Below are 24708 nucleotides of genomic sequence, written 5' to 3' on the forward strand. Positions count from 1 at the left end.
TGTTAGCCCTGGCCGCAATAATGCTTTATCATTGCCGGCTAACATAAAGCAATGACATGCAATGTCAACTCGATGAAACCTGTCGTAAAATGCATGCCTTGGATCAACCGTATCTATCACGGATTGCACGAGTCTTTCACATGACCAAATGGACACTGGGGTACCGCTATCCCATCGCCCTGACTATCAGCCTGGCCCCCGCACTCACCCCTATGATGGTGCAGGCGGCCCCGTTCGAAGCGCCGCCAGCCACCGGCATTCTTGATAGTCTCTGCTATGACTATGTTCCCAAGATAGAAAAGCCTTCATCGGATCAGGATGCCAATGCGCAGCCGGTCGAGGTTGATGCTGACCGTCTCGAGGCCAAACAGGGCGGCACCGCCGTCTATGAAGGGGACGTCAAGGTTCGTCAGGGTGTTCGCAAGTTTGACTCCGATTATGCACAGCTCGATCAGAAGAGCCGGGATGTCATCGCCATCGGCAACATCTATTACAACGACGGTCAGGTGACCGTCACCAGCGACAAGACCCTCAAATCCAACCTGGATACCAAAAACTCCGAGCTGGAGGAGGGCAAGTATCAGGTGCATGGCTCACCGGTGCGCGGCTTTGCCAAACGCGTGGTGATGACCAACAACAACCAGAACATCACCATGGAGGGAGCCCAGTACACTACCTGCCCCCCCGGTCAGGAAGTGTGGACCCTCAAGGCGGGCAGCATCGACATCGACCAGAAAGAGGTGTTCGGCGAAGCCTGGAACGCCAGCCTCTGGCTCTATGACTACCCGGTGTTCTACTTCCCCTATATCAACTTCCCCATCAAGGATGAACGGAAGACAGGTCTGCTCTACCCGGGTTACAAACAGAGTTCCGGCAACGGCATGGAGATCACCCAGCCCTTCTACTGGAACATTGCCCCCAACTACGATGCCACCATCACCTCCCGCTTTATGGACAAACGCGGCCTGATGGAACAGGTAGAGTTTCGCTACATGCCGGACCCAGCCCATACCGGTACCCTCTATTTTGAAAGCCTCAGGGATGACAAGCAGTATGATGCTGGCAACCCGAGCTTTACCAACCCGTCGACAGGGACTCCGTACCTCTCAGATGGTCATCGTTACCTGATGAATATTCGTCACGGATCCACCCTGATGGATGGCTCCCTGCGTTTAGGCATCGACTACACCCAGGTACGGGACAAGGATTACAACTACTTTAACGACTTCAGCCCGCAAGTGGGCACCCAGGTCGACAGCCAGTTGCAGCAATCCTTTACCGCCGGTTACTACCAGCAGAACTGGAACCTCACCTCCGAGGTGCGTCGCTATCAGATCCTGAGTCCCTACGCGCTGCTGCCCCACGAGATGCTGCCACGCATCAACTACAACTACTTCCAGCAGGGGAAATGGTTCGATCTGGCCTGGAACAGCGAGCTGACCAAGTTTGGCTATGACAGCGGCAGCGCCACTGCCCAGCAGGCCGGTGAGCGTTATACCGCTACCCGTCTGCATCTGGCTCCCACCCTGACCATCCCCCTGGTCGATGCGCCGGGTTACTACCTTATAAGCCAGTACAAACTGATGTTTACCTCCTACAACCAGGAGATCCCCAAAGACCTGATTAGCCAGGATCGCAGTAAATTTACAGACGCAGATAGCCAGCAGCTGACCCTGAAAGACGGCACCATTACCCGCACCTTGCCGTCCTTCCGCCTCAAGGGGGGCGTCAACTTCGATCGTCCGGTAGACTGGTATGATGGCAAGGGCACTCAGACCCTGGAGCCTGAGTTCCAGTACCTCTATATCCCTTACAAGAATCAGGACGAAATAGGGATTTACGACTCCACCACCACCCGTCAGGACTACTACAGCCTGTTCAGCGATCGCCGCTACGCCGGTCTCGACCGCATCAGCGATGCCAACCGGGTCACCGTTGGCCTGACCAGCCGGGTCTATGACAATGTGGGGGACGAGCGGTTACGTCTGGCGGTAGCCCAGGCCTTCGAGATGACACCACCCAAGGTGCGCCTCTACCCGTCCGATCAGGAAAACACCAACGCCCGCTCCCTGCTCTCGTTCGAGGGGGATGCCCGGATCACCGATGAGTGGTTCGCCCATGCCGGCACCCAGTACGATACCTCCGAGGGGGAATTTACTGCCGGCAACGGTGCAGTCGAATACCGGACCGGCAAGCTGACCACCCAGGTCAACTACCGCTATATCCAGGACGGCAACCGGGATTATCGCTACCCGAGCAATCCTGCTCTGGCCGAAGACCTCAGCCAGGCTGGTCTGGTGATGATGGCGCCGATCGCCGATCAGTGGCAGATGTATGGCGGTTACTATCGCGATATCAAGCAGGATGTGAACATTGACCGCAAGATCGGTGTCAAATACGACTCCTGCTGCTGGAGCATCAACATGAGCCTGGAGTGGCACAACCAGCCGGACAACATCACTCTGAAGCCCACTTCGGAAAAAGTCATTGGTCTGCAGTTTGAAATGAAGGGACTTGGCAGCGTGGGTACCGGTGGCCGCAGTGTCACACTGGATACCGAGCTGTTGCCCTATGTTCGCCCGTTTAATCTGAAAGACCAGCAATGATGCTGGTCCAGCCTTGAGAGATGGATATGAAAAAGACCCTGATTGCCCTGCTGACCGCGGGAATGTTCGGCGCCATGAGCCAGGCCGCACTGGCTGCGCCCGAGCTGATGGACAAAGTGCTGGCCGTGGTCAACAAGGACGTAGTGCTGTCCAGTCAACAGGACGCACTGGTCAACAAGGTAAAACTCTCCGCCCAGGAGAGCGGCCAGTCTCTGCCTGACGATGCCACTCTGCGCAAACAGGCACTCGACCGTCTGATCCAGGAGAGCCTGCAGTTGCAACTGGCGGATCGCCAGGGGCTGAAGATCAGTGATACCCAGCTGGAACAGGCTATTCAGGGCATCGCCGCCGACAACAAGATGACCCTGGATCAGCTGCGCGCCCAGCTCGCCCGTGAAGGGATGACCTATGCCCAGTATCGGGAAGAGGTTCGCCGCGAGATCCTGATGAACGAGGTGCGCCGCAATCAGGTGCGCCGCCGTATCAACATCTCCGAGCAGGAGGTGAAGCAGGTGGTGGAGATCCTGAAGAAACAGGGTCAACAGCAGAACGAATACCACGTCGGCCATATCCAGATTGCCCTGCCGGACAACCCCACCGCCGCCCAGCTGGATGCCGCCAAGAGCAAGATCGAGCACATTCTGGCCGCCCTCAAGCAGGGTGCCGACTTCCGCAAACTGGCCATTGCCGAGAGTAACGGCCCCAAGGCGCTGGAAGGGGGTGACTGGGGCTGGATGAGCCCGCAAGAGATGCCGACCCTGATGGCCGAAGCGGTACAGGGTACCAAGAAGGGCGATATCGTGGGCCCGCTGCGCTCCGGCGCCGGTCTGCACATCGTCAAGGTGTTCGACACCAAGGGTCAGCAGCAAGTGATGCAGACCGAGGTGAAGGCCCGTCACATCCTGATCAAGCCCTCCATCATCCTGAGCGAAGAGAAAGCCAAGGGGATGCTGGACGGCATTCTGCACGACATCAAGAGCGGCAAGGCAAGCTTCGCCAGCATGGCGGAGAAGTATTCCGAAGATCCGGGCTCTGCGGTGCAGGGTGGCGAACTGGGCTGGTCTGATCCCAACGTCTATGTACCAGAGTTTCGCGACATGGTTAACCGACTGCAACCAGGCCAGATCAGCGCCCCCTTCCGCACCAGCCACGGCTGGCACATCGTCCAAGTGGAAGATCGTCGCAGCCAGGATGCCACTGACAAGGCTCTGGAACAGCGTGCCTATCAGCTGATCTACAATCGCCGCTTCGTGGAAGAGTCCCAGGCCTGGTTGGACGAGCTGCGTGATGAGGCTTACATCCGTGTCGAAGGATCTGCGAGCTGATGAGCTGCCGTCGCCTTGCCGTTACCCCGGGCGAACCGGCCGGGATCGGCCCGGATCTGGTGCTGCAGATTGCCCAGCAGGATTGGCCCCACCAGTTGGTGGTGATCGCCGATCCGGCGCTGCTGCGCGAGCGGGCAACCCTGCAGGGGCTCAGCATCGAGCTTGAGCCCTATGACGCAACCGCCCCTGCTCATCCGCAGCGGGCGGGCACCCTGACCGTCTGTCCGGTCACCCTCGGCGCCCCCGTGGTGCCGGGCGAGCTGAACGAAGGCAATGGCGCCTATGTGCTAGCGACCCTGCAGCGTGCCTGCGATGGCAACATGAGCGGCGAATTTGCCGCCGTGGTGACCGGGCCGGTGCACAAGGGGATCATCAACCAGGCCGGGGTCTCGTTCAGCGGCCACACCGAGTTCTTTGCCCAACAATCCAACACTGCCGATGTGGTAATGATGCTGGCAACCGAGGGGCTGCGGGTCGCACTGGCGACTACCCATATTCCGCTGGCCTATGTAGCGATGGCCATCACCGAAGATCGCCTCGGCAAGGTGATCCGGATCCTCAACGAGGATCTCGCCACCAAGTTTGGTATCGCCAAACCCCGTATTTACGTCTGCGGCCTCAACCCCCACGCCGGGGAAGGTGGCCATCTCGGACGTGAAGAGATTGACGTGATCGAACCCGCCCTGGTCACCCTGCGCCAGGAAGGGATCGATCTGGTCGGCCCATTGCCGGCCGACACCCTGTTCCAGGAGAAATACCTCAAGGATGCGGATGCGGTACTCGCCATGTACCACGACCAGGGGCTGCCTGTGCTCAAATACAAGGGCTTCGGCAGTTCGGTCAATATCACCCTGGGGCTTCCCTTCATCCGCACTTCGGTGGATCACGGCACCGCGCTGGATCTGGCAGGCAAGGGCCTGGCCGATCCGGGCAGCCTTGTCACCGCGATTAACCACGCCATCAAGATGGTAGAGAAAAAAAGATATGAGCAGTAAGGTGCACATGGGCCACACGGCCCGTAAGCGTTTCGGTCAGAACTTCTTGCACGACCGGTATGTGATCGATCAGATCGTCGCCGCCATCAACCCGCAGCCGGGTCAGAATCTGGTGGAGATCGGTCCGGGTCTGGCCGCGCTGACCGAGCCAGTCGCCGCCCAGATGGACAAAATGACCGTGGTCGAGCTTGACCGGGACCTGGCAGCTCGCCTGCGCGAGCACCCGACCCTCAAAGACAAGTTGACCGTCATCGAAGCGGATGCCATGCGTTTCGACTTCGGCACCCTGATGGGTGAAGGCAAGGGGCCGCTGCGCATCTTCGGCAACCTGCCCTACAACATCTCCACCCCGCTCATCTTCCACCTGTGCGAGTTCGCTGATCGGGTAGAGGACATGCACTTCATGCTGCAAAAGGAAGTGGTGTTGCGTCTGGCCGCAGGCCCGGGCAGCAAGGCTTATGGCCGCCTGAGCGTGATGACCCAGTACTACTGCCAGGTGGTGCCGGTACTGGAAGTGGGCCCGGGCGCCTTCAAACCGGCGCCAAAGGTGGACTCGGCCGTAGTTCGCCTGATCCCGCACAAGAATCCGACCATAGTCGCGAAAGACATTCGCTGTCTGAATCGCGTCTGTACCGAGGGCTTTGGCCAGCGTCGCAAGACCATCCGCAACAGCTTCTCCAACTTCATCACCGACGCCCAGCTGACCGAGCTTGGTATCGATGGCAACCTGCGCCCGGAGAATCTCTCCCTCGAGCAGTTTGTCATGATCGCCAACTGGCTGGCGGATCAGCAACAGGCCTGATCCTGTGGCACTCCCGCACATCGAGATCCGCCCATACCCCCTGTATGTGGCGGGATCCAAAGACCCTTACCAGTTTCACTATCTGATCGAGATTGAGAATCTGGGGCCCGGCCCAGTGCAACTGCTGCACCGGCGCTGGCTCATCACCGATGCCAATGGCAAGATGCTGGAAGTGGCAGGCCCAGGCGTGGTCGGGGAGCAACCCGTCATTGCCGAAGGGGAAACCTACCGCTACCAGAGCGGCGTGCCGCTGGCGACCCCGCTCGGGGTGATGGAAGGGAGCTATACCCTGCAAGATGGCTCTGGTCAGCAGTTCGAGGCGCCTATCGCCCCCTTCACGCTGGCCATCCCCAATATTATCAACTGAGGTTTCATGGCGAACTGTTTTGTCGGTGACATCCAGGGCTGTTACGACGACTTGCGCCGTCTGCTGGATCTTGCCGCGTTCGATCCCGACCAAGACGTGCTCTGGCTCTGCGGCGATCTGGTCGCCCGCGGCCCGGACTCCCTCAATACCCTGCGTTTTGTCAAAGGGCTGGGCAACCGCGCCGTCACCGTGCTCGGCAACCACGACCTGCACCTGCTGGCGGTCGCCAATGGCGTTGCCCCACTCAAGAAGAAGGACAAGCTGCAGAGCCTGATGGATGCGCCGGATCGGGATGAACTGCTGGAGTGGCTGCGCCACCGCCCGCTGCTGGCGGAGCATCCGGATCTGCCCATCATGATGGTGCATGCCGGTATCTCCCCGGCGTGGGATGCCCGCACCGCCCGCAACTGTGCCCGCGAGGTAGAGAGCCTGTTGCGCGGCGATCAGTACCAGTGGCTGCTGCACAACATGTATGGCGACCAACCCGATGGCTGGAAAGATGATCTGGTCGGGATTGACCGCTACCGCTACATCATCAACACCTTCACCCGGATGCGCTTCTGCTACTTTGATGGCCGGCTCGACTTCAAATGCAAGAAGGGGCCCAAGGAGTCGACCCCGGGGCTGCGCCCCTGGTTCGAGCAGCGTGAACACCATGTGGATGACCCCATTCTGGTGTTCGGCCACTGGGCAGCCCTGATGGGCAACACCGGAAAAAGCGATATCAAGGGTCTGGATACCGGCTGCGTCTGGGGCAACAGCCTCACCCTGTGGCGCTACGAGGATGATGCTCTGATCGCCACCCCCTGCCCGGTTCACGCCAGCTAGGGAGTACGCAGCAATCAGGCGGTCGCAGTTGCACCGATTGCCACAACCCGCTCCAATAACAAAGCCCGGCAATCTGCCGGGCTTACTATTTTGTGTGCCCTGTTTTCCGGCGAATGAAGTTACAACTTGCGCCCCAGCCGCTTCTCGATCTGGCGCCGCTCCCACTCCGGGCCAAACAGTTTGAAAGGCTCGAATATCCGAATGGCATGGGACGCCAGTCCCAATCCCCACCCCAGTGCCGGCCACCAGGCCCAGATATACCCCGGGTTGCTCAGATAGTTGATGACAAACAACCCGCCAATCACCAGCAGATAGCTGGCGACATGGTGATAGAAGCCCTTGAGCCCCTCCACATAGCGCATTGCCGCCCGCTCCTCTGCCGATACCTGGACCGCATCCTGACCCATAGTGTCACTTCCTCTCATCTCGCGCTCCTGTTGCTCTGATCCATCCAGTTGAGCCACATCGAGTTCAAAGACGGCGGCCAGGGCCTTGAGAGATTCCAGTCCGGGTTGCTGCCCCTGCTCGATCCGCTGGATAGTGCGGACACTCAAACCAGTCAACGTTGCCAACTGATCCTGAGACCAACCCCGTTGCAATCTCAACTTCCTGACGATCATCTCGAACTCCTTGTGGTAATTGACAGGGCCAGCATAGGGCTTGCGCCGCGAAAGGTGACACGACAGATAGCCGACATACATCTGACAGTCCTTTAAAATCAGATGGTTAAGATTTTGATCTTGTCAGTCAGCCGCTCGTTCCCCCAGATATTGCACAAACCGTAACAGATAACCATCGGGATCCTGCAGCAAAAATTCGCGCTGCCCGGCCAGCATCTCGCCCACTGGATACCAGACTTCAGTGGGCTGCCGGAAAAGTGCAATCCCGGCGGCCTGCAAGCGGTCGAGTAGCGGCTGGATCTCGGTCAGCTCCATCTGCAGATTGATCCCCCGACCGAACGGTGGCTCCAGCGCCCCGACCTGCCAACCCGCCGGATGTACCTGCTCCAGCATCAGCTGTATCTGTTGCTGCTCAAGATAAGCAAAAGGAGGGTCATCGCGCCGATAGCGGACCGAGAAGCCCAACAAACCGGTATAGAAAACCAGAGATCGAGCCAGATCGGTAACCGACAGCTCCGGTACCATGGGATTCCAATACGGCCCATCCACCGCGACAGTAGGGTTCGTCATGGCTTACAGGCTCTGCATCAGCTCGGCGGCAATTTCAAAGGAGCGCAGCCGGGCCTGATGATCGACGATGGGGCCATTGAACATCAGCTCATCGGCACGGGTTTCCGCCAGCAGCGCCTTGAGGCCATGGCGGATCTGCTCCGGATCGCCCACTAGCGAGCGAGCCAGGGTCTGCTCCATCGCCATCAGCTCCCGGGGTGCCCACTCGTCGCCAAGCTGGACGACCGGCGCGGGCAGCTTGCCCGCATCACCGCGATGAAGGCGCAAGAACTGCTGCTGCACGGTAGTGAACTGGAAACGGGCCTCCCGCTCGCTGTCGGCGGCGATCATGTTGATGCAGACCACCGCATGGGGCTTGGGCCAGCGCGCAGAGGGACGATACTGGCTGCGGTAGATTTCCAGCGCCTGCAGCAACATGGCGGGCGCGAAATGGGAGGCAAACCCGAACGGCAAGCCCATCGCAGCTGCAAGTTGCGCGCTGTAGAGGCTGGAGCCCAGCAGCCAGATGGGTAGATGCAGCCCCTGGCCGGGCACCGCCTGCACCGCGCCGATCTCGTCGCCAAAGTAGCTCATCAGCTCGCGCACATCGGCCGGAAAATCATCCACCTCGCTGCTGCGCATTCGCCGCAGCGCCCGCATGGTGCGCTGGTCGGTCCCGGGGGCGCGACCAAGGCCCAAATCGATGCGGTCGGGATAGAGAGAAGCCAAAGTGCCAAACTGCTCGGCAATCACCAGTGGCGAGTGGTTCGGCAGCATGATGCCACCCGCCCCGATCCGCAGAGTTGTGGTGGCTTCGGCCAGATGGCCGATCAGCACCGAGGTGGCGGCACTGGCAATGCCCGGCATGTTGTGGTGTTCGGCCAGCCAGTAGCGCTGGTAACCCCAGCCCTCGGCATGGCGGGCTAGATCCCGCGAACGGCGAAATGACTCGGCAGGTACGGAACCTTCGGCAACAGGCACCAGATCGAGCACGGAATAGGGGATGGCAGGCATGAGTCACTCCATGGATTTACAGACCAGTAACAAGTGAGGCAATGTAGCACGGGATACCTGAATGAATCACTATCTCCTGCCAAGCTCTGCCTGGCAGTGGGCAACCATGGAAAAGCACAGATATCAGGCCAGTATTGTCATTTCTGTTATCGTATTGACACACTGCTGACAGATCGTCTCCGCAAGCATCACTGTGACAAGGAAATGTCCATGATCACTGCCAGATCCGGGCGCAAGCCCTTCTATGTTCACATTGCCACCCTATTTACCCTGCTGTTCAGTGTGCTGGGCATGCTGCTGATTCTGCTGCAGTTCCAGCAGGGCTCTCGCCAGATGCTGGAACATGAGCGCCACAACTTCAAACAGTACCGGGAACAGCTGGCCCTCGCTCTGCAATTGAACGAGCAGCCAGCCCGCATGTCCCTCAGCCTGCTAGCCAGCAGCCGACTGGCCGACATGAGCGATCTGGCAAGCCGACTGGAGTATCTGCCGCAGTTGGCAGAGATCTTGGCCAATCGCGACAGCTATGGTGCCGTCTACATCGGCTATGAGAGTGGCGATTTCTTTCTGGTACGAAAACTCACGGAACGGGCCCGGGCCCAGTTGCAGGCTGTGCCTGAAGGCAGCCAGTTGCTGGTTCAGAGCCTGAGTAGCGGGCGGGGAGAGTTCCTCTATTTTGATGAGCAGCTGCAACTTTTGGGGCGGCGAGCCATGGCGGATTATCGATTCGATCCCCGCAGCCGCGACTGGTACCGGCTGGCTCGCGGTTCATCAAAGATTGTCGCCACCACCCCCTATCTCTTTTTTACCACCAGGGAGCCGGGCATGACGCTGGCTGTCACCAGCCATAGCCAACGCGCCGTGATCGGGCTGGATGCCAGTGTCGAAGGGCTCTCGGCCTTGATTGGCGAGCTGCAGTTGCCGCTCCAAAGCCAGGTAGTGTTGTTCGATCGCTCCGCGACCCTACTGGCGGCCGATCCTGTACATCTGCCAGCCTATGATCAGCTAACCCAGCTGCCAGCGATCACGGCTCTGGGCAGCCCAGTCATGGCCGAGCTGAAAACTAGGCTAGAGAGGACGCCTGTGCTGCTGGATGGTTCTCCCCGGGAGCTGACCCTGACCACAGGGGAAAAACAAGAGTGGCTGGTCAATATCTCCCCCCTCGGCAAGGACACCCCTTTTTACATCGCCCTGCTGGTCTCGGCAGATCTGCTCTATCAGCAGGCACGCAATGAAGCACTGATCAATATGGCATGGGCGCTGACCAGCCTGTTGTTGCTGCTGCCAGTGATCTGGATGGTCTCCCGCCGTACCGCTACCCCGCTGCTGGCCCTGACCCGCGAGGCCGAGCGGATCCAGCGTTTCGACTTTGGCGAGGGGCAGGTTCCAGAATCGGCCATCCGGGAGATAGATGACCTTGCCCGCACCATGTCCGGCATGCGCCAAACCCTCGGCAACTTCATGAACATGGGTAGAGCACTGGCTGCAGAGCACCGCTTCGACTCCCTGCTAAGCCGCATCCTGCATGAAACCATCGCCGCGGTACAGGCAAAAGGGGGGAGCCTCTACCTGGCCCAACAGCAAAAGATGCAGCCGGTCCAGGCCCGCTGGCAGCAAACCGAGCTGCCCCTTGGGCAGGTTCCCTGGCCACAACCATTGCTATCCGGCATGGCCACTTCCCAGCGCATCTCCCTCAGCCTGGATGAGGCGACATGGAGGCAACACCTGGACAGTTGGGGTTCCTTTCCCGACCCATGCCAGCTGGTGGCTGAGCCGCTCTGCGGCCATCGTCAGGAGCTGATCGGATACCTCCTGCTGATCCTGCCACGCTGCAGCGAACAGGAGCTGGCATCGCGCATCAGCCTCATCGAAGCGCTGGCGGGCACTTCCGCCTCCGCCATCGAGAACCAGCGCTTGCTGGAAGAGCAGAAACAGCTGCTCGAATCCTTTATCGAGCTGATGGCCGGCGCCATCGACGCCAAGAGCCCCTACACCGGCGGTCACTGCCAGCGGGTGCCGGAGCTGACCCGGATGCTGACCGAGGCGGCCTGCGCCCAGCGACAGGGCCCCTTTGCCGATTTCACTCTCAACGAGGAGGAGTGGGAAGCCATCCATATCGCCAGCTGGCTACATGACTGTGGTAAGGTGACCACCCCGGAGTTCGTGGTCGACAAGGCCACCAAACTGGAGACCCTCTACGACCGGATCCACGAGATCCGCACTCGTTTTGAAGTACTCAAGCGGGATGTCTATATCGAGAGCCTCGCTGCCCGCTTGTCATCAGAGATCAGAAGTGCCTGCCGGGAAGAGGCAGCCCCGCGCTGGGCCGAGCTGGATCAGGAGTTTGCCTTCATCGCCGAGTGCAATCTGGGTGGCGAGTGGATGGCCCCCGAGAAGATTGAACGGCTCGACGCCATCGCCAGCCGCACCTGGCTGCGCACCCTGGACGATCGGCTCGGCATCAGCCGGGAGGAGATCAAGCTGCGTCAGAAAGAACCATCTCCCGAGTTGCCCTGCCTCGAGCCACTGCTGGCCGACAAGTGCTGGCACCTTGTGCCTCGTCCGGATGGAGATCGGTTCGACGAGCACAATCCCTGGGGCTTCAAGGTCAAGGTACCGCACCATCTCTACAACCGGGGGGAGAGATACAACCTTGCCATCAGCAGGGGAACCCTCACCGAGGAGGAGCGCTACAAGATCAACGAGCACATCATCCAGACCATACGCATGCTGGAGCACCTCCCCTTCCCCCGTCATCTGCGCTGCGTGCCGGAGATTGCCGGCGGCCATCACGAGCGGATGGATGGCAAGGGTTACCCACGCCAGCTGACCGGATCACAGATGAGCGTACCGGCCCGCATCATGGCTATCGCCGATATTTTCGAGGCTCTGACCGCCAGTGATCGCCCCTACAAATCTGGCAAGACGGTCTCCCAGGCTCTTGCCATCATGCAGAGCATGGTACGTGAACAGCATATCGACCCGGATCTGTTCGTTCTGTTTGTCAGCAGCGGTATCTGGCGCGATTACGCCAGACGCTTCCTCGAGACCGCCCAACTGGATCAGGTGGATGAAACCGCACTGCTAGCCGCACAGGCCTAGCTGGGTCATATCTTCTTACATTTGCGGGCTGGCCTGAACGCCCCGGGCTGGTTATAACGGTGCCCCTATAGCGAAGGGGGAGCAATAGACTCCCCCTCACACGTTGTCACACCACACTGTTCAGGTTATCTATGTCAAAACATCTCGTTCTGCTGGGCGCACTGACGCTCTCCGGTTGCGCCCTGTTGTCTCCCCCCGCCCCTACCGTCACCCCTGTGCACCTTGCCGATCCCAGCCAGCGCGGCTTCTACATCGAATGCAGCAGCATGACGGCCTGCTTTCAGCAGGCCAACCAGACCTGCCCGCAGGGCTACAAGGAGACAGATCGCCGCCAGCAGACGCTATACAGCACCCAGTATCTGGGGGGAAGCTATGACGACGAGAAGAAGGTCTACAAAGCAGCCAAGCCCTATCGCATCGCCAACACAATCCACTCGCTGACCATCCAGTGTCCCGTCACTACAGGCTGAGCCAACCGAAGGGGGACTCTCTTCCGTCACTACGAAAAAGAAAACGGTCAACCGAGGTTGACCGTTTTTCACTGCGCTGCGCCCTTAGAACAGCAGGTGTGCCACCCCGGCAATCACCGGCAAGGTAACCAGAGTGCGCAGCAGGAAGATAACGAACAGCTCCCACAGCTTGACCGGGATCTTGCTGCCCAGCAGCAGGGCGCCCACTTCCGACATATAGATCAGCTGGGTTACCGACATGGCGGCAATCACGAAGCGGGTCATGTCACTCTCGATGGTCGAGGCCAGCACCGCCGGAATGAACATGTCGGCAAAACCGACCATGATGGTCTTGGAAGCGGCTTCCGCCTCCGGCAGTTGCAGCAGCTCCAGCAAGGGGACAAACGGGGCGCCAAGCCAGTTGAAGATAGGGGTGTGCTCGGCCAGCATCAGGGCACAGGTACCGATCGCCATCACCACCGGCAGCACGCCAAACACCATATCCAGTGCATTCTTCACCCCTTCCCGTGCGACGGCGCCGAGATCAGTCATGCTGTCAGCCTTGGTGAGGGCACGCTCGAAACCATAGCTCATCACGCTGTGCTGGTGCGGCACTGCTTCCTGCTTGCGGCACAGGGGAGTGCCATCGGCATAGATGTCCTTCTTCCAGCAGAGCGGTGGCAGACGCGGCACCACGATGGCGGCAACCACCCCCGCCAGACAGACGGTCAGGTAGAAGGGGACGAACATGTGCTCCAGCTTCACCTGGGAGATCACCACCAGACAGAAGGTGATGGAGACGGCAGAGAAGGTGGTGCCAATCACCGCGGCTTCACGCTGGGTATAGAACTTCCCTTCGTACTGCTTGCTGGTCAGCAGGATACCGACGCTGCCATCCCCCAGCCAGGAGGCAAAGCAGTCCACTGCGGAGCGACCCGGCAACCGGAACACCGGACGCATGATGCGGGTCATCATGGTGCCGACAAATTCCAGCAGCCCGAAATCGAGCAGCAACGGCAGCAACAGGCCAGCAAAAATGAAGACCGAAAACAGCACCGGCAGCAGATCGTTGAGCACCAGTCCACCGGTTGCGCCGGAGTAAAGCACCTCTGGCCCCACCTGGAAGAAGGTCAGCAGCACGAAGATACCGCCCAATACCCGCACGCAGGCCCAGAAAGGGGAGACATTGAACAAACTGTTGAGGAAAGGACGACGCACCAGAATCGCTGGCTTGAACAGCCAGGCAATCACCGTCATCAGCATGGTGGTGGTGATCACCGCACTGACCATGGCGACCAGATAATCGGCAAAAACGCGCTGTACCAGCTTGGCCAGCACGGCCACCGGGATGGTGACGTTACCGTCATAGACGACCGGCGTCATGAACAGCAAGATACCGATCAGTGACGGTATTAGAAACATCAACAAGTTACGGCGGGTATTAACCGCAGATGCTTCAAGACTCTTTTCCAGCATGATAAGACTGCCCTAATGTTACTTTTCCATAGCCCGGCCTACCTGCGTATTCATGCATTAACCGGCAAAACGGGCGCAAGAATACTCCAAAAAAATGCACAAACAAGCCCATAATGCATAAATCTGCGCATAAAAATTTTTACAGGTAAACCTTCCATCAAAACAATCAGATACAGAAACGCATATCGATTCAATCGACATCGCCAGATGATTGTTTCATTACTGTTAATTTTGATGGGCAGTATAAACAGTTATCAACGGCAGGCAATAAGTGGCATCACAAACATACCTAATGAGCCACTACTCGACAGGCATAAAAAAACCGGAGCCTGTTCAGGCTCCGGTTATCAATGAAATGGACAGACAAGGGTATCAGTCACGGACGTAGATCACTTCCACACCATCATCATCTTCGTCATCCCAATCATCATCGTCGAGACTTTCGTCAAAGGCCATGGAGGCGGCAAGCGCTTCCGCTTCGGCTTTAGCCAGCTGGTTCTTGTGGTAGTCGTCCCACTTGAACTCCACTTTCTCGATCGCCTCTTTGGCATCCTGCTCCAGCTGACGGGGCATGGTATCCAGCAGATCCAGGATGTCGTAGCAGACCTTCTTGGTCCCTTCCTTGCTGATGGCAGTGATGGCGTAGACCGGCCCTTCGTGGTTGAGGGCGGCTTTCACGCGATCCATCACTTCCTGAGCCTCTTCTTCCAGGATCAGATCCATCTTGTTGAACACCAGCCAGCGCGGCTTGCCAGCCAGTTCCGGGCTGTACTTCTCCAGCTCACGCACGATGGTCACGGCATTTTCAGCCGGATCGGAGCCATCAATGGGGCAAATATCCACCAGATGGATCAACACGCGGCAGCGTTCGAGGTGCTTGAGGAAACGGATACCAAGACCTGCGCCTTCGGCTGCCCCCTCAATCAGGCCCGGAATATCGGCGATCACGAAGGAGCGGGAGTTCTCACCACGCACCACACCGAGGTTCGGCACCAGGGTGGTAAAGGGATAATCAGCGACTTTCGGGCGGGCGGCAGAAACAGCGCGAATAAAGGTAGATTTACCGGCGTTGGGCAGACCCAGCATACCGACGTCAGCCAGCAACAGCAGCTCCAGCTTCAGGGTACGCACTTCGCCCGGTGTGCCGTTGCTCTTCTGGCGTGGAGCCCGGTTGACCGAACTCTTGAAGCGGGTATTGCCCAAACCGTGGAAACCGCCCTTGGCAACCAGCAACTTCTGCTCGTGGTGAGTCAAGTCGCCCAGCAACTCGCCGGTATCGTCATCGGTTGCACGGGTACCGACCGGCACGCGCAGGATCTTGTCCTTGCCACGACGACCGGTACAGTTGGCACTCTGGCCATTCTCGCCACGCTCGGCAGCATGGAAACGCTCAAAACGGTAGTCGATCAGGGTGTTGAGGTTCTCATCGGCAACCAGATAGACGTCACCACCGTCACCACCGTCACCACCATCCGGACCACCGTTGGGAATATATTTTTCACGGCGAAAACTTACACAACCGTTACCACCGTCACCGGCATCGACTCGAATCTGGACTTCATCAACAAACTTCATAGGTAACCGTCACCTTAATTCGAAAAACCGATACGCAATTATAGTGGTACAGACCCCTGCGGGCGATACGCATCTTGCCTCTCCGGGCAATCTCGGTACCCGGGTCATCTGCGTTCCGTTTTTTCGTCATTATTTCGGAAAAACAAAAGCCCCGCCTGTTGGCGGGGCTTCGGATCCTTGCGGTCCGTAATTACTCAGCAACGATGCTAACGTACTTACGATTCAGCGGACCTTTAACTTCGAACTGCACCTTGCCGTTCGCGGTAGCGAACAGGGTGTGGTCCTTGCCCAGACCAACGTTCTCACCAGCGTGGAACTTGGTACCGCGCTGACGAACGATGATGCTGCCAGCCAGAACTGTTTCGCCGCCGAAACGCTTCACGCCCAGGCGTTTAGCTTCAGAATCGCGACCGTTGCGGGATGAACCGCCAGCTTTTTTGTGTGCCATCTATCGGACTCCTCTAATTAAGCGCTGATGCCAGTGATTTTGACTTCAGTGAACCACTGACGGTGGCCCGCTTGCTTACGGTGGTGCTTACGACGACGGAACTTGACGATAGTCACTTTCTCGCCACGGCCGTGAGCCACAACTTCAGCTACAACCTTGCCACCTTCAACGAAAGGAGCACCTACTTTAAAAGTGTCGCCTGCAGCAACCATCAGCACTTCGTTGAAGTCGATGGTAGCGCCAGTCTCAACGTTCAGCTTTTCCAGACGAACGATTTGACCTTCGGCCACACGGTGTTGTTTTCCGCCGCTTTGGAATACCGCGTACATTTGATTAACTCCGTAAAGGCATGTCTTTTGCTCAAGGCTAGACATGCGCAAAAACCTATAACAATGGGCGGGCATTCTACGCAAATCGATCTGCTCAGGCAAGGCCAATTTAGCAAAAAGTTTATTTTGTGCGCATATCTGCCGCCGTGGATAAACGCCTAACTGTAACCCATTGTGAAATCGTGTAGAATCCCTGCCATTACTAAAATCGCAGTTATTGCTGCTGTCACGTTACGAGACTTATGGACCAACAGACTATCCGTGCGCTCTGTGCCGCCGACATGACGGCGGTCAATGAACTGATCCTGGCCCGACTCCAGTCCGACGTTAGTCTGATTAATCAGCTGGGTTTCTACATTGTCAGCGCCGGCGGGAAACGGATGCGCCCCATGCTGACCGTGATGGCTGCGCGTGCGCTGGGCTATGAGGGTGAGGATCACCTGAAACTGGCCGCCATCATCGAATTCATTCACACCTCTACCCTGCTGCACGACGACGTGGTCGACGAATCCGACCTGCGCCGCGGCCGGGAGACCGCCAACGCCATGTTTGGCAATGCTGCCAGCGTGCTGGTCGGTGACTACCTCTATAGCCGCTCCTTCCAGATGATGGCCGAACTCTCCAACCTGCGGGTGATGGAGATCCTCTCGGATGCAACCAACACCATCGCCGAAGGGGAAGTGTTGCAGCTGATGAACTGCAACGACCCGGATACCACCGAAGAGAGCTACATGACGGTCATCTACTGCAAGACCGCCAAGCTGTTCGAGGCCGCTACCCGACTCGCCGCCGTGCTGACCCATCAGCCCGAGCCCGTCGAACAGGCCATGACCGATTACGGCAAGTATCTGGGCACCGCGTTCCAGATCATTGATGACGTGATGGACTACTGCTCCCAGAGCGAAGAGATGGGCAAGAACGTCGGCGACGATCTGGCCGAAGGCAAACCAACCCTGCCGCTGCTGCGTGCCATGGATGTGGGCACGCCGGAAGAACGCCAGCTGGTGCGCGATGCCATCGAGCACCGCAACGGTATGGAACATCTTGAGCAGATCCTCGGGATTCTCGACCGTACCGGCGCGCTGGAGTACTCCCGCATGCGGGCCCGGGAAGAGGCCGACAAGGCCATTGCCGCCCTCGCCATCCTGCCGGACTCCCCGCACAAACAGGCGCTGGAAACACTGGCCCACATGGCCGTACAGCGCAGTGCCTGAGTAAACGACATGCATGAAAAAGAGGCCTTCGGCCTCTTTTTTATTGTCCGCTATCTGCTGGACAGTGCGTTGCGCCAGACTCAGCGACTCAGCATCCAGAGGATTACGCTACCCGCAACCACTAACGAGCCGCCGATACGGCGCAACTGCTCCGGTGGCTGATCGCTCAGCAGCCGTAACATCTGCTGCCATGCCCTGGGCATCAACAACGGGCCTAGCCCCTCGAACAACAACAGCAATCCCAACCCCATCAGCATGGATGTCAGCATCCGACCTCCTTCAATGCAACCAGCCCCTCGGGTCAACGGCTGGCATTGGCACCAAAAACAAAAGGGTCTGACAATGCAGACCCTTTGAATGTGACCTCGTGGCGATTACTGCTTGGTGCCTTCAGGAGACTTGAAGTAACGGAAAAACTCGCTATCCGGCTTGAGCACCATCAGGTCATTGCCACCGGCGAAGCTCTTGCGATAGGCCTCCATACTGCGCACGAAGCTGAAAAACTCGGGGTCTTTCTTGTAGCTGTCAGCATAGATTTTGGCGGCTTCCGCATCCCCTTCACCGCGCAGTTGACGAGCGTTACTCTCTGCATCAGCGATCATCACGGTCACTTTGCGATCGATATCGGCCCGCAGGATCTCGGCCTGCTCACGCCCCTGGGAGCGATGCTCACGGGCCACGGCAGTACGCTCGGCCCGCATCCGCTGGTAAATGGAGTTGGACACTTCCACCGGCAGGTTGATCTGCTTGATCCGCACATCCACCACCTTGATGCCGAGCTCGGAGGAGCGCGCCATCTTCATCAGAGCATCTTCCATCACGGTACTGCGTTCACCGGAGACGATATCCTTGATGGTACGATTACCGATCTCGGAGCGCAGACCGTTGTTGATTTTGCGCTTGAGCAGATCCTCGGCCTGCAACTTGTTGCCACCACCGGTTGCCAAGTAGTACTTGGAGAAGTCCTCGATCTTCCATTTCACATAGGAATCGATGATCAGGTCTTTCTTCTCGGAGGTGACAAAACGGTCAGCCTGGCTGTCGATGGTCTGGATGCGTGCATCCATTTTGCGAACCTGGTCGATGAGCGGCACCTTGAAGTGCAGGCCCGGTTCATAGAGGCGGGGTTCACCGGAGTCAACCCGCTTCACCTTGCCGAACTGCACCACAATCCCCTTCTGGCCTTCATCAACGATAAAGACAGAGGAGAAGCAGACCATGGCCGCGACAGCGATTGCACCAATAGCTAGCTTTTTCATCTATCAGTTTCTCCCTGAGCTGAAGCGGTCACCGCTACGCAGCGGCGTCGGAGTGGAGTTGGCGCCCTCGTTGGAAGCTGGCGTGGACTCGATGGTCGGCGCAGCAGCTGGACGCCCCTGCTGGACGCTCGCCTGCTTGCCAGCCAACTTGTCGAGCGGCAGATAGATCATGCTGTTGTTGCCAGCCGGCATGTCGACCACCACTTTATTGGCCTGCTGATAGAGCTCTTCCATGGTCTCCAGGTAGATACGATTGCGTGTCAGATCGGGCGCAGCTTGATACTGGGGCAGCAGCTCGTTGAAGCGGGCCACTTCACCCTGGGCTTTCAGCACAATCTGGGACTTGTAGGCTTCCGCCTCCTGCTCCAGACGCTTGACCTGACCACGGGCCTTCGGCTCGACTTCACGGGCATAGGCTTCGGCCTCGCGGATGAAGCGTTGCTCATCTTCCTGAGCGGCAATGGCGTCATCAAACGCATCCTTCACCTCTTCCGGCGGACGAGCCGGCAAGAAGTTGACGTCGACGATCTGCAGACCCATCTGGTAAGGCTCGATGATGCCATCGATCACCTGCCAGGTCTCCTGACGCACCTTCTCACGACCGGTGGTCAGCACGTCGTCCATCTTGGTGTGGCCCACAACATAACGCAGGGCACTGTCGGTGGCCTGACTCAGGCTCTCGTCAGCATTGGTTACGCTAAACAGATACTGCTCGGGGTTGACGACACGGTACTGCACGTCCATCTCGACCCGCACCACGTTTTCATCCTGAGTCAGCATGAAACCGGAGGCAGGCAGCGAGCGCACGGACTCGACATCCACAGGGATCACCTTGTCGATAAAGGTGGGATTCCAGCGCAGACCCGGCTCGACAATATGGGAAAACTTGCCAAACCGCAGCACTGCACCACGTTCAGCTTCACGAATGGTGTAGAAGCCGCTGACAACCCACACCACCACAGCGATCACCAGTGCGATGGAGATACCAAAGCGACCGACATCACCACCGGATGTGCCACCACCAAACAGGCCCCCGAAGCGACGGCTCATCTTGCGCAGCATTTCGTCCAGATCAGGGGGCCCCTGATTCTTGCCGTTGTTCCCCCAAGGGTCACGGTCTTTGCCGTTGTTACCAGGCTCATTCCAAGCCATCAGCGTCTCCATTAATACTTGCGGATGGATATCACCTCTATCAGAACATCAATGTCTGATAAAGCGTTGTAAACTCTCACCTTCCTGCTTTACGAGGCGGTTCCAGTCGGCCACTTGCAAGCGGACTTCCAGCACGAAATCTCCCTCCTCGCTAAAGCCTTCCTGCTCAATGCCCTTCAACTGATAAAGCGCACTGCGCAATCTTGCTGCCGAGGGTGGCAACTGCAGGGTGTGGTGCACCATGGAGCCGGCCAGCAGTTCAGTCAGCGCCGTAAACAGATGCTCACAACCTTCACCAGTCTGAGCCGACAGCCAGACGCGCAATGGGCGCCCCTCGTCATCTCGCTCCAGACCAGCAGGACGATCCGCCAGCTTGTCGATCTTGTTGCAGATCATCAGCTGAGGCCTGTCGTCAGCTTCAATTTCGGCCAGCACCTGCTGCACGGAGTCGATATTCTCCTGCATCTGCTCATCGGCACAGTCCACCACATGCAGCAGCAGATCCGCTTCGCGGGTCTCCTGCAGGGTCGCTTTGAAAGCCGCGACCAGATCATGAGGCAAGTGCCGAATAAATCCAACCGTGTCAGCCAAAATCACATCACCCACATCCCGGATCACCAGTTTTCGCAGGGTCGGGTCCAGTGTTGCGAACAACTGGTCGGCAGCATACACGCTGGCAGCTGTAAGTTGGTTGAACAAAGTGGATTTTCCGGCGTTTGTGTAACCAACCAGAGAAACTGTCGGTACTTCGTTGCGGTTGCGGGCACGACGTCCCTGCTCCCGCTGCTTGGCTACCTTGTCGAGCCGGCGCAAAATCGCCTTGATGCGTTCCCGCAGCAGACGTCGGTCAGTTTCAAGCTGGGTTTCACCCGGACCACGCAGACCGATCCCGCCCTTTTGACGCTCAAGGTGGGTCCAGCCTCGCACCAGGCGAGTGGAAAGGTGGCGTAACTGGGCCAGTTCGACCTGCAGTTTACCTTCATGGGTTCGGGCGCGCTGGGCGAAGATGTCGAGGATCAGACCGGTTCTGTCCACCACCCGGCACTGGAACAGACGTTCCAGATTTCGTTCCTGGGCAGGAGTCAGGGCATGGTTGAAGATCACCACATCCGCATCCAGCATCTGGACCTGGGACGCGATCTCTTCAGCCTTGCCGCTGCCGACAAAAAATTTGGCACTGGGCGCACTGCGACTGGTGGTGATGACCGCCAGCGCATTGACTCCGGCCGAGCTCACCAACATCTTGAGCTCTTCCAGATCCTCCCGCTCACCCTCATCACTGAAGTTGACATGCACCAGAACGGCCTGTTCGCCAGCTTCATAACGGTCAAACAAGCGCTTGCTCCTTAACAGGAATCATGATGAATCTGAGTTGGCGAGTCGACTCGCCCAGGGATATCACGCCTCGGCATCACCCTGTTCATCAGCCGCGCCACCCGGAGTGGGCTGATGATGATTGACGGCACGGGCCGGTACGACAGTCGAGATGGCATGCTTGTAAACCATCTGGCTCACGGTGTTTTTCAGCAGGATAACAAACTGGTCAAAAGACTCGATCTGACCTTGCAGTTTGATGCCGTTCACCAAATAGATAGAAACAGGAATCCGCTCACGGCGCAGCGCATTCAAAAACGGGTCTTGGAGAGATTGCCCCTTAGCCATTTTTCTTTTCCTTATAGTTTGTTGTTTTTAAACACCGAATATCAATATAACAACCTGATTATACAGGGAGTGTCAAGCCGCACCAGCGCGAGCAAGCACGCGGTCGAGATTGCCAGACTCACCAGATTCCAACCAGGTCACATCGGGCCAGCCGCGCAACCAGGTCATCTGTCGTTTTGCCAATTGGCGTGTGGCAACAATGCCACGATAACGCATCTCATCATACCCCACTTCACCGCACAGGTAGTCCCACATTTGGCGATAACCCACACAGCGAATGGAGGGAAGATCCGGGTGCAGATCGCCGCGCGCCATCAGCGCACGAACCTCCTGTTCAAAGCCGCCTTGCAGCATCTTGTCAAAGCGCAGTTCGATCCGCTGATGCAGCACGGCGCGTTCGCTCGGGGCGATGGCAAACTGCAGCACCCGATAGGGCAAGCCCTCCCCCTGCACCTGCGTCAGCTCGGTAAGGGTCTTGCCGCTGATACGGTAGACCTCCAGTGCCCGAGAGAGTCGCTGCGGGTCATTGGGGTGGATCCGCGCCCCGGCCACCGGGTCGATGCGCACCAGCTCATCGTGCAGCGCCTGCCAACCGAGGCGGGCAGCCTCTTCCTCAATCCCGGCACGAACGGCGGGATCGGCGGAGGGTAATGGGGACAATCCCTCCAGCAACGCCTTGAAATAGAGCATGGTGCCGCCCACCAGCAGCGGAATGCGGCCACGGTCGGCGATCTCTTTCATCTCCCGCAGGGCATCCTTGCAAAAATCGGCAGCCGAATAGCTCACTGCGGGATCGAGAATGTCGATCAGCCGGTGCGGGGCCTGTGCCAGTTCATCGGCGGTCGGCTTGGCCGTACCGATATCCATGCCGCGATAGATCAGCGCCGAATCGACGCTGATGATGTCGCAAGGCAATACCTGGCACAATTCAATGGCGAGATCCGTCTTGCCGGAGGCCGTCGGCCCCATCAGAAAAATTGCGGTCGGCAAGTCACTCGCCATGTTCAAACTCCTCCAGCACGGTCGCCAATGAAAGCGGGCGTACCATGCGAATATCTGTCAGTTGGTCAGCGTGAGCGGCTACAAGTTCCGTCAGCAGACGACTGGCAGTTGAAAAATCGTATATCTTCTCGCGGCTTATCCCCTGCTCCACCAGCCATTGGCATAATACTTCAGCCTGCTGACCAGCATCACTGTCAGATCCGCCCTCGATAATTTGCAGCAATTCGGGTAACAGACGCACCAGATCGGTCTGGCGCAGCAGAGCCGGCACCCGAGTCAGGATCATGGTGTCGCGCCCCCCGCTTTTCAACTCCAGCCCCATCCGTTTCAGCAAACGTTCCTGCTCGGTCACCAGCGCGATCAAATTCTTCGGCAATTTGAAGGAGACCGGCAGCAACAGCGGCTGGGCAGCCAGTCCCTGGCCCCAGGTCTCCAGCAGCCAGTGGCGCAGCAGTACCCGCTCGGCGCGTACCAGCGAGAGCAGCGCCAGCTGATTATCCCGCTCGATCAACAGGTAGGCCTGCTCCACCAGTGTCAGGGCACGACATCCCCCCTGTTTGGGTGACGGCACTGGATCAGTGGGCTGCGCAGGAGCAGCCTCAGCTGCGATAGGAAGCGTAGTGAGCAGAGCGCCCATGCCGCGCATCGCCTCCCGGCTTGGCGGCTCGGGCGGTTGATAGTTGCTGGCTCGGCCTGCACCACCACCGTTCCCTTCCCGCACCTGTGCAGGTGCCCGGTAGCTGTGCTCGGCACCGTACCACTCGGTACGCGGAGCCTGACCGGGATATTCAATCTGCGGGCTGACCGGCAGCTCGACCAGGGTTTCGGCCAGCGGAGTGTCCTGATGAGCGGCGCTGACCCCTTCGCGACGCAGCGCAGTAAACAGCGCCTGAAAAATAAAGTCGTGGATCAACCGCGCCTGATGAAACCGTACCTCATGCTTGGCCGGGTGGACGTTGACATCCACCTGACGGGGATCCAGCTCGATATAGAGCACATAGGCTGCAAAACGGTCAGCGGGCAGCAGCTCGTCATAGGCCTGACGAATGGCATGATTGATGAGCTTGTCACGCATCATCCGACCGTTGACGTAGGTGTATTGCAGGTCGTTCTGCGGTCTTGCCCCCTCCGGGGTTGCCAGCCAGCCCCACAGACGCACGTCGCTATGCTCGCTCTCTACCGCCAGCGCATGGTGCATGAAGGGGGTGCCGCAAACGGCGGCGAGACGTCGCTCCTGCTCCGGCACGGTATTGGCGGCCTTGTACTGGCGCACCACCTTGCCATTGTGGCGCAGGATCAGGGTGGCATCGAAGCGGGAGAGCGCGATGCGGCGCACCAGCTCGTCAATATGGGCAAACTCGGTCTTTTCGCTGCGCATGAATTTGCGCCGCGCGGGTGTATTAAAGAAGAGATCCACCACCTCCACCGTGGTGCCCACCGGATGGGCCGCAGGCTTGATGGTGACGCTCATCTCGCGCCCTTCCGCCTGGGCTTGCCAGGCTTCGGACTGCTCGGCGGTGCGGGAGGTGAAGGTGAGACGGGAGACAGAGCTGATGGAGGCGAGCGCCTCGCCACGAAAACCGAGGCTGTTGATCCCTTCCAGATCATCCAGCGTGGCCACCTTGGAGGTTGCATGACGCGACAGCGCAAGTACCAGCTCATCTTTGGCGACACCGCAGCCGTTGTCACGGATGCGGATCAGCTTGGCGCCCCCCTTGTCGATGTCGATCTCGACCCGGTCGGCCCCCGCATCCAGGCTGTTCTCCACCAGCTCTTTCACCACAGAAGAGGGCCGCTCCACCACCTCTCCGGCTGCAATCTGGTTGGCCAGAATGGGTGGCAAAATACGGATCGGCATCATTTACTCCTGAATTTCAATCTTGCGGATAGGGAGCCGTTCCACCACCTCTCCACCAACCGGAATCTGGTTGGCC

General features: G+C 58.5%; 23 protein-coding genes. 9 read left to right on the forward strand and 14 right to left on the reverse strand.

The window, feature by feature from the left end; all coding sequences use genetic code 11:
* Positions 1-140: 140 nt before the first annotated feature.
* The 6 genes from lptD to G5137_RS16935 are packed head-to-tail and all read left to right on the forward strand — an operon-like array spanning position 141 to position 6923.
* Positions 141-2606: an LPS assembly protein LptD gene (gene lptD / locus G5137_RS16910; protein ID WP_227341998.1), complete on the forward strand. Its 2466-nt coding sequence runs from the start codon at positions 141-143 to the stop codon at positions 2604-2606.
* Between the two features lie 26 nt (positions 2607-2632).
* Positions 2633-3931 (forward strand): peptidylprolyl isomerase SurA, encoded by a 1299-nt coding sequence (surA, locus tag G5137_RS16915; RefSeq protein WP_266135378.1) that lies wholly within the window; start codon positions 2633-2635, stop codon positions 3929-3931.
* Complete coding sequence (gene pdxA / locus G5137_RS16920) at positions 3931-4926, forward strand: 4-hydroxythreonine-4-phosphate dehydrogenase PdxA (RefSeq protein WP_227341997.1); 996 nt, start codon at positions 3931-3933, stop codon at positions 4924-4926. Before surA ends, pdxA begins: the two co-directional genes overlap by 1 nt.
* On the forward strand, positions 4916-5728 hold the full coding sequence (rsmA, locus tag G5137_RS16925) for a 16S rRNA (adenine(1518)-N(6)/adenine(1519)-N(6))-dimethyltransferase RsmA (RefSeq protein ID WP_005339016.1): 813 nt from the start codon (positions 4916-4918) through the stop codon (positions 5726-5728). The genes pdxA and rsmA overlap by 11 nt, the downstream gene beginning before the upstream one ends.
* Positions 5729-5732: 4 nt before the next feature.
* Positions 5733-6095 (forward strand): Co2+/Mg2+ efflux protein ApaG, encoded by a 363-nt coding sequence (apaG, locus tag G5137_RS16930; RefSeq protein WP_201987518.1) that lies wholly within the window; start codon positions 5733-5735, stop codon positions 6093-6095.
* A gap of 6 nt (positions 6096-6101) precedes the next feature.
* Entirely contained in the window at positions 6102-6923 is an 822-nt protein-coding gene (locus G5137_RS16935) for a symmetrical bis(5'-nucleosyl)-tetraphosphatase (RefSeq protein WP_201987516.1), read from the forward strand.
* A gap of 119 nt (positions 6924-7042) precedes the next feature.
* Here the strand turns inward: G5137_RS16935 and G5137_RS16940 are convergent, their stop codons facing one another.
* The 3 genes from G5137_RS16940 to G5137_RS16950 form a co-directional block, all read right to left on the reverse strand.
* Complete coding sequence (locus G5137_RS16940; protein ID WP_421251597.1) at positions 7043-7543, reverse strand: 2TM domain-containing protein; 501 nt, start codon at positions 7541-7543, stop codon at positions 7043-7045.
* A 123-nt stretch (positions 7544-7666) separates the two neighbouring features.
* Positions 7667-8113, reverse strand: a complete 447-nt coding sequence (locus tag G5137_RS16945) for a VOC family protein (RefSeq protein ID WP_335844178.1) — start codon at positions 8111-8113, stop codon at positions 7667-7669.
* A gap of 3 nt (positions 8114-8116) precedes the next feature.
* Positions 8117-9106, reverse strand: a complete 990-nt coding sequence (locus tag G5137_RS16950) for a luciferase-like monooxygenase (protein WP_421206018.1) — start codon at positions 9104-9106, stop codon at positions 8117-8119.
* Between the two features lie 210 nt (positions 9107-9316).
* Here G5137_RS16950 and G5137_RS16955 point away from each other — a divergent pair, with 210 nt between their 5' ends.
* Both G5137_RS16955 and G5137_RS16960 read left to right on the forward strand, forming a co-directional pair.
* Positions 9317-12208 carry an HD domain-containing phosphohydrolase gene (locus tag G5137_RS16955; RefSeq protein ID WP_421251598.1) on the forward strand — a complete coding sequence of 964 codons (2892 nt, stop codon included), beginning with the start codon at positions 9317-9319 and terminating at the stop codon, positions 12206-12208.
* A 131-nt stretch (positions 12209-12339) separates the two neighbouring features.
* Positions 12340-12678: a hypothetical protein gene (locus tag G5137_RS16960; RefSeq protein ID WP_206900447.1), complete on the forward strand. Its 339-nt coding sequence runs from the start codon at positions 12340-12342 to the stop codon at positions 12676-12678.
* Between the two features lie 84 nt (positions 12679-12762).
* Here G5137_RS16960 and G5137_RS16965 read toward each other — a convergent pair whose 3' ends face one another.
* From G5137_RS16965 to rplU, 4 genes are all read right to left on the reverse strand, one after another.
* Positions 12763-14133 carry a YjiH family protein gene (locus G5137_RS16965; protein ID WP_421251600.1) on the reverse strand — a complete coding sequence of 457 codons (1371 nt, stop codon included), beginning with the start codon at positions 14131-14133 and terminating at the stop codon, positions 12763-12765.
* Positions 14134-14505: 372 nt separating this feature from the next.
* Positions 14506-15708, reverse strand: coding sequence for an Obg family GTPase CgtA (cgtA, locus tag G5137_RS16970; RefSeq protein WP_216952928.1), 1203 nt, complete (start codon positions 15706-15708; stop codon positions 14506-14508).
* Positions 15709-15898: 190 nt separating this feature from the next.
* Complete coding sequence (gene rpmA, locus G5137_RS16975) at positions 15899-16156, reverse strand: 50S ribosomal protein L27 (RefSeq protein WP_005304202.1); 258 nt, start codon at positions 16154-16156, stop codon at positions 15899-15901.
* Between the two features lie 17 nt (positions 16157-16173).
* Entirely contained in the window at positions 16174-16485 is a 312-nt protein-coding gene (rplU, locus tag G5137_RS16980) for a 50S ribosomal protein L21 (protein ID WP_005304210.1), read from the reverse strand.
* A gap of 242 nt (positions 16486-16727) precedes the next feature.
* On the opposite strand from rplU, the gene ispB reads away from it, so the two are divergent.
* Entirely contained in the window at positions 16728-17699 is a 972-nt protein-coding gene (gene ispB, locus G5137_RS16985) for an octaprenyl diphosphate synthase (protein ID WP_319919775.1), read from the forward strand.
* Positions 17700-17779: 80 nt separating this feature from the next.
* Here ispB and G5137_RS16990 read toward each other — a convergent pair whose 3' ends face one another.
* The 7 genes from G5137_RS16990 to mutL form a co-directional block, all read right to left on the reverse strand.
* A complete protein-coding gene (locus tag G5137_RS16990) occupies positions 17780-17968 on the reverse strand; it encodes a DUF2065 domain-containing protein (RefSeq protein ID WP_005339036.1) in 189 nt (62 codons plus the stop codon).
* 105 nt (positions 17969-18073) lie between these two features.
* On the reverse strand, positions 18074-18958 hold the full coding sequence (hflC, locus tag G5137_RS16995) for a protease modulator HflC (RefSeq protein ID WP_319919774.1): 885 nt from the start codon (positions 18956-18958) through the stop codon (positions 18074-18076).
* 3 nt (positions 18959-18961) lie between these two features.
* Positions 18962-20110: an FtsH protease activity modulator HflK gene (gene hflK / locus G5137_RS17000; protein WP_319919773.1), complete on the reverse strand. Its 1149-nt coding sequence runs from the start codon at positions 20108-20110 to the stop codon at positions 18962-18964.
* Between the two features lie 48 nt (positions 20111-20158).
* A complete protein-coding gene (gene hflX / locus G5137_RS17005; RefSeq protein ID WP_421172861.1) occupies positions 20159-21445 on the reverse strand; it encodes a ribosome rescue GTPase HflX in 1287 nt (428 codons plus the stop codon).
* A gap of 63 nt (positions 21446-21508) precedes the next feature.
* Positions 21509-21772, reverse strand: a complete 264-nt coding sequence (hfq, locus tag G5137_RS17010) for an RNA chaperone Hfq (protein WP_005339045.1) — start codon at positions 21770-21772, stop codon at positions 21509-21511.
* 72 nt (positions 21773-21844) lie between these two features.
* Entirely contained in the window at positions 21845-22774 is a 930-nt protein-coding gene (miaA, locus tag G5137_RS17015) for a tRNA (adenosine(37)-N6)-dimethylallyltransferase MiaA (RefSeq protein WP_421206022.1), read from the reverse strand.
* Positions 22764-24632, reverse strand: coding sequence for a DNA mismatch repair endonuclease MutL (mutL, locus tag G5137_RS17020; protein ID WP_421255697.1), 1869 nt, complete (start codon positions 24630-24632; stop codon positions 22764-22766). The genes miaA and mutL overlap by 11 nt, the downstream gene beginning before the upstream one ends.
* Positions 24633-24708 lie beyond the last annotated feature (76 nt).

It is taken from the genome of Aeromonas sp. 600282, assembly GCF_049175755.1.
GTDB classification, from domain to species: Bacteria; Pseudomonadota; Gammaproteobacteria; order Enterobacterales; family Aeromonadaceae; genus Aeromonas; species Aeromonas veronii_A.

Coding starts and splice junctions, on each gene's coding strand:
- lptD (WP_227341998.1), top strand. CDS start 141: ATGACCAAATGGACACTGGGGTACCGCTATCCCATCGCCCTGACTATC.
- surA (WP_266135378.1), top strand. CDS start 2,633: ATGAAAAAGACCCTGATTGCCCTGCTGACCGCGGGAATGTTCGGCGCC.
- pdxA (WP_227341997.1), top strand. CDS start 3,931: ATGAGCTGCCGTCGCCTTGCCGTTACCCCGGGCGAACCGGCCGGGATC.
- rsmA (WP_005339016.1), top strand. CDS start 4,916: ATGAGCAGTAAGGTGCACATGGGCCACACGGCCCGTAAGCGTTTCGGT.
- G5137_RS16935 (WP_201987516.1), top strand. CDS start 6,102: ATGGCGAACTGTTTTGTCGGTGACATCCAGGGCTGTTACGACGACTTG.
- G5137_RS16940 (WP_421251597.1), bottom strand. CDS start 7,543: ATGATCGTCAGGAAGTTGAGATTGCAACGGGGTTGGTCTCAGGATCAG.
- G5137_RS16945 (WP_335844178.1), bottom strand. CDS start 8,113: ATGACGAACCCTACTGTCGCGGTGGATGGGCCGTATTGGAATCCCATG.
- G5137_RS16950 (WP_421206018.1), bottom strand. CDS start 9,106: ATGCCTGCCATCCCCTATTCCGTGCTCGATCTGGTGCCTGTTGCCGAA.
- G5137_RS16955 (WP_421251598.1), top strand. CDS start 9,317: ATGATCACTGCCAGATCCGGGCGCAAGCCCTTCTATGTTCACATTGCC.
- G5137_RS16960 (WP_206900447.1), top strand. CDS start 12,340: ATGTCAAAACATCTCGTTCTGCTGGGCGCACTGACGCTCTCCGGTTGC.
- G5137_RS16965 (WP_421251600.1), bottom strand. CDS start 14,133: ATGCTGGAAAAGAGTCTTGAAGCATCTGCGGTTAATACCCGCCGTAAC.
- cgtA (WP_216952928.1), bottom strand. CDS start 15,708: ATGAAGTTTGTTGATGAAGTCCAGATTCGAGTCGATGCCGGTGACGGT.
- rpmA (WP_005304202.1), bottom strand. CDS start 16,156: ATGGCACACAAAAAAGCTGGCGGTTCATCCCGCAACGGTCGCGATTCT.
- rplU (WP_005304210.1), bottom strand. CDS start 16,485: ATGTACGCGGTATTCCAAAGCGGCGGAAAACAACACCGTGTGGCCGAA.
- ispB (WP_319919775.1), top strand. CDS start 16,728: ATGGACCAACAGACTATCCGTGCGCTCTGTGCCGCCGACATGACGGCG.
- G5137_RS16990 (WP_005339036.1), bottom strand. CDS start 17,968: ATGCTGACATCCATGCTGATGGGGTTGGGATTGCTGTTGTTGTTCGAG.
- hflC (WP_319919774.1), bottom strand. CDS start 18,958: ATGAAAAAGCTAGCTATTGGTGCAATCGCTGTCGCGGCCATGGTCTGC.
- hflK (WP_319919773.1), bottom strand. CDS start 20,110: ATGGCTTGGAATGAGCCTGGTAACAACGGCAAAGACCGTGACCCTTGG.
- hfq (WP_005339045.1), bottom strand. CDS start 21,772: ATGGCTAAGGGGCAATCTCTCCAAGACCCGTTTTTGAATGCGCTGCGC.
- miaA (WP_421206022.1), bottom strand. CDS start 22,774: ATGGCGAGTGACTTGCCGACCGCAATTTTTCTGATGGGGCCGACGGCC.
- mutL (WP_421255697.1), bottom strand. CDS start 24,632: ATGCCGATCCGTATTTTGCCACCCATTCTGGCCAACCAGATTGCAGCC.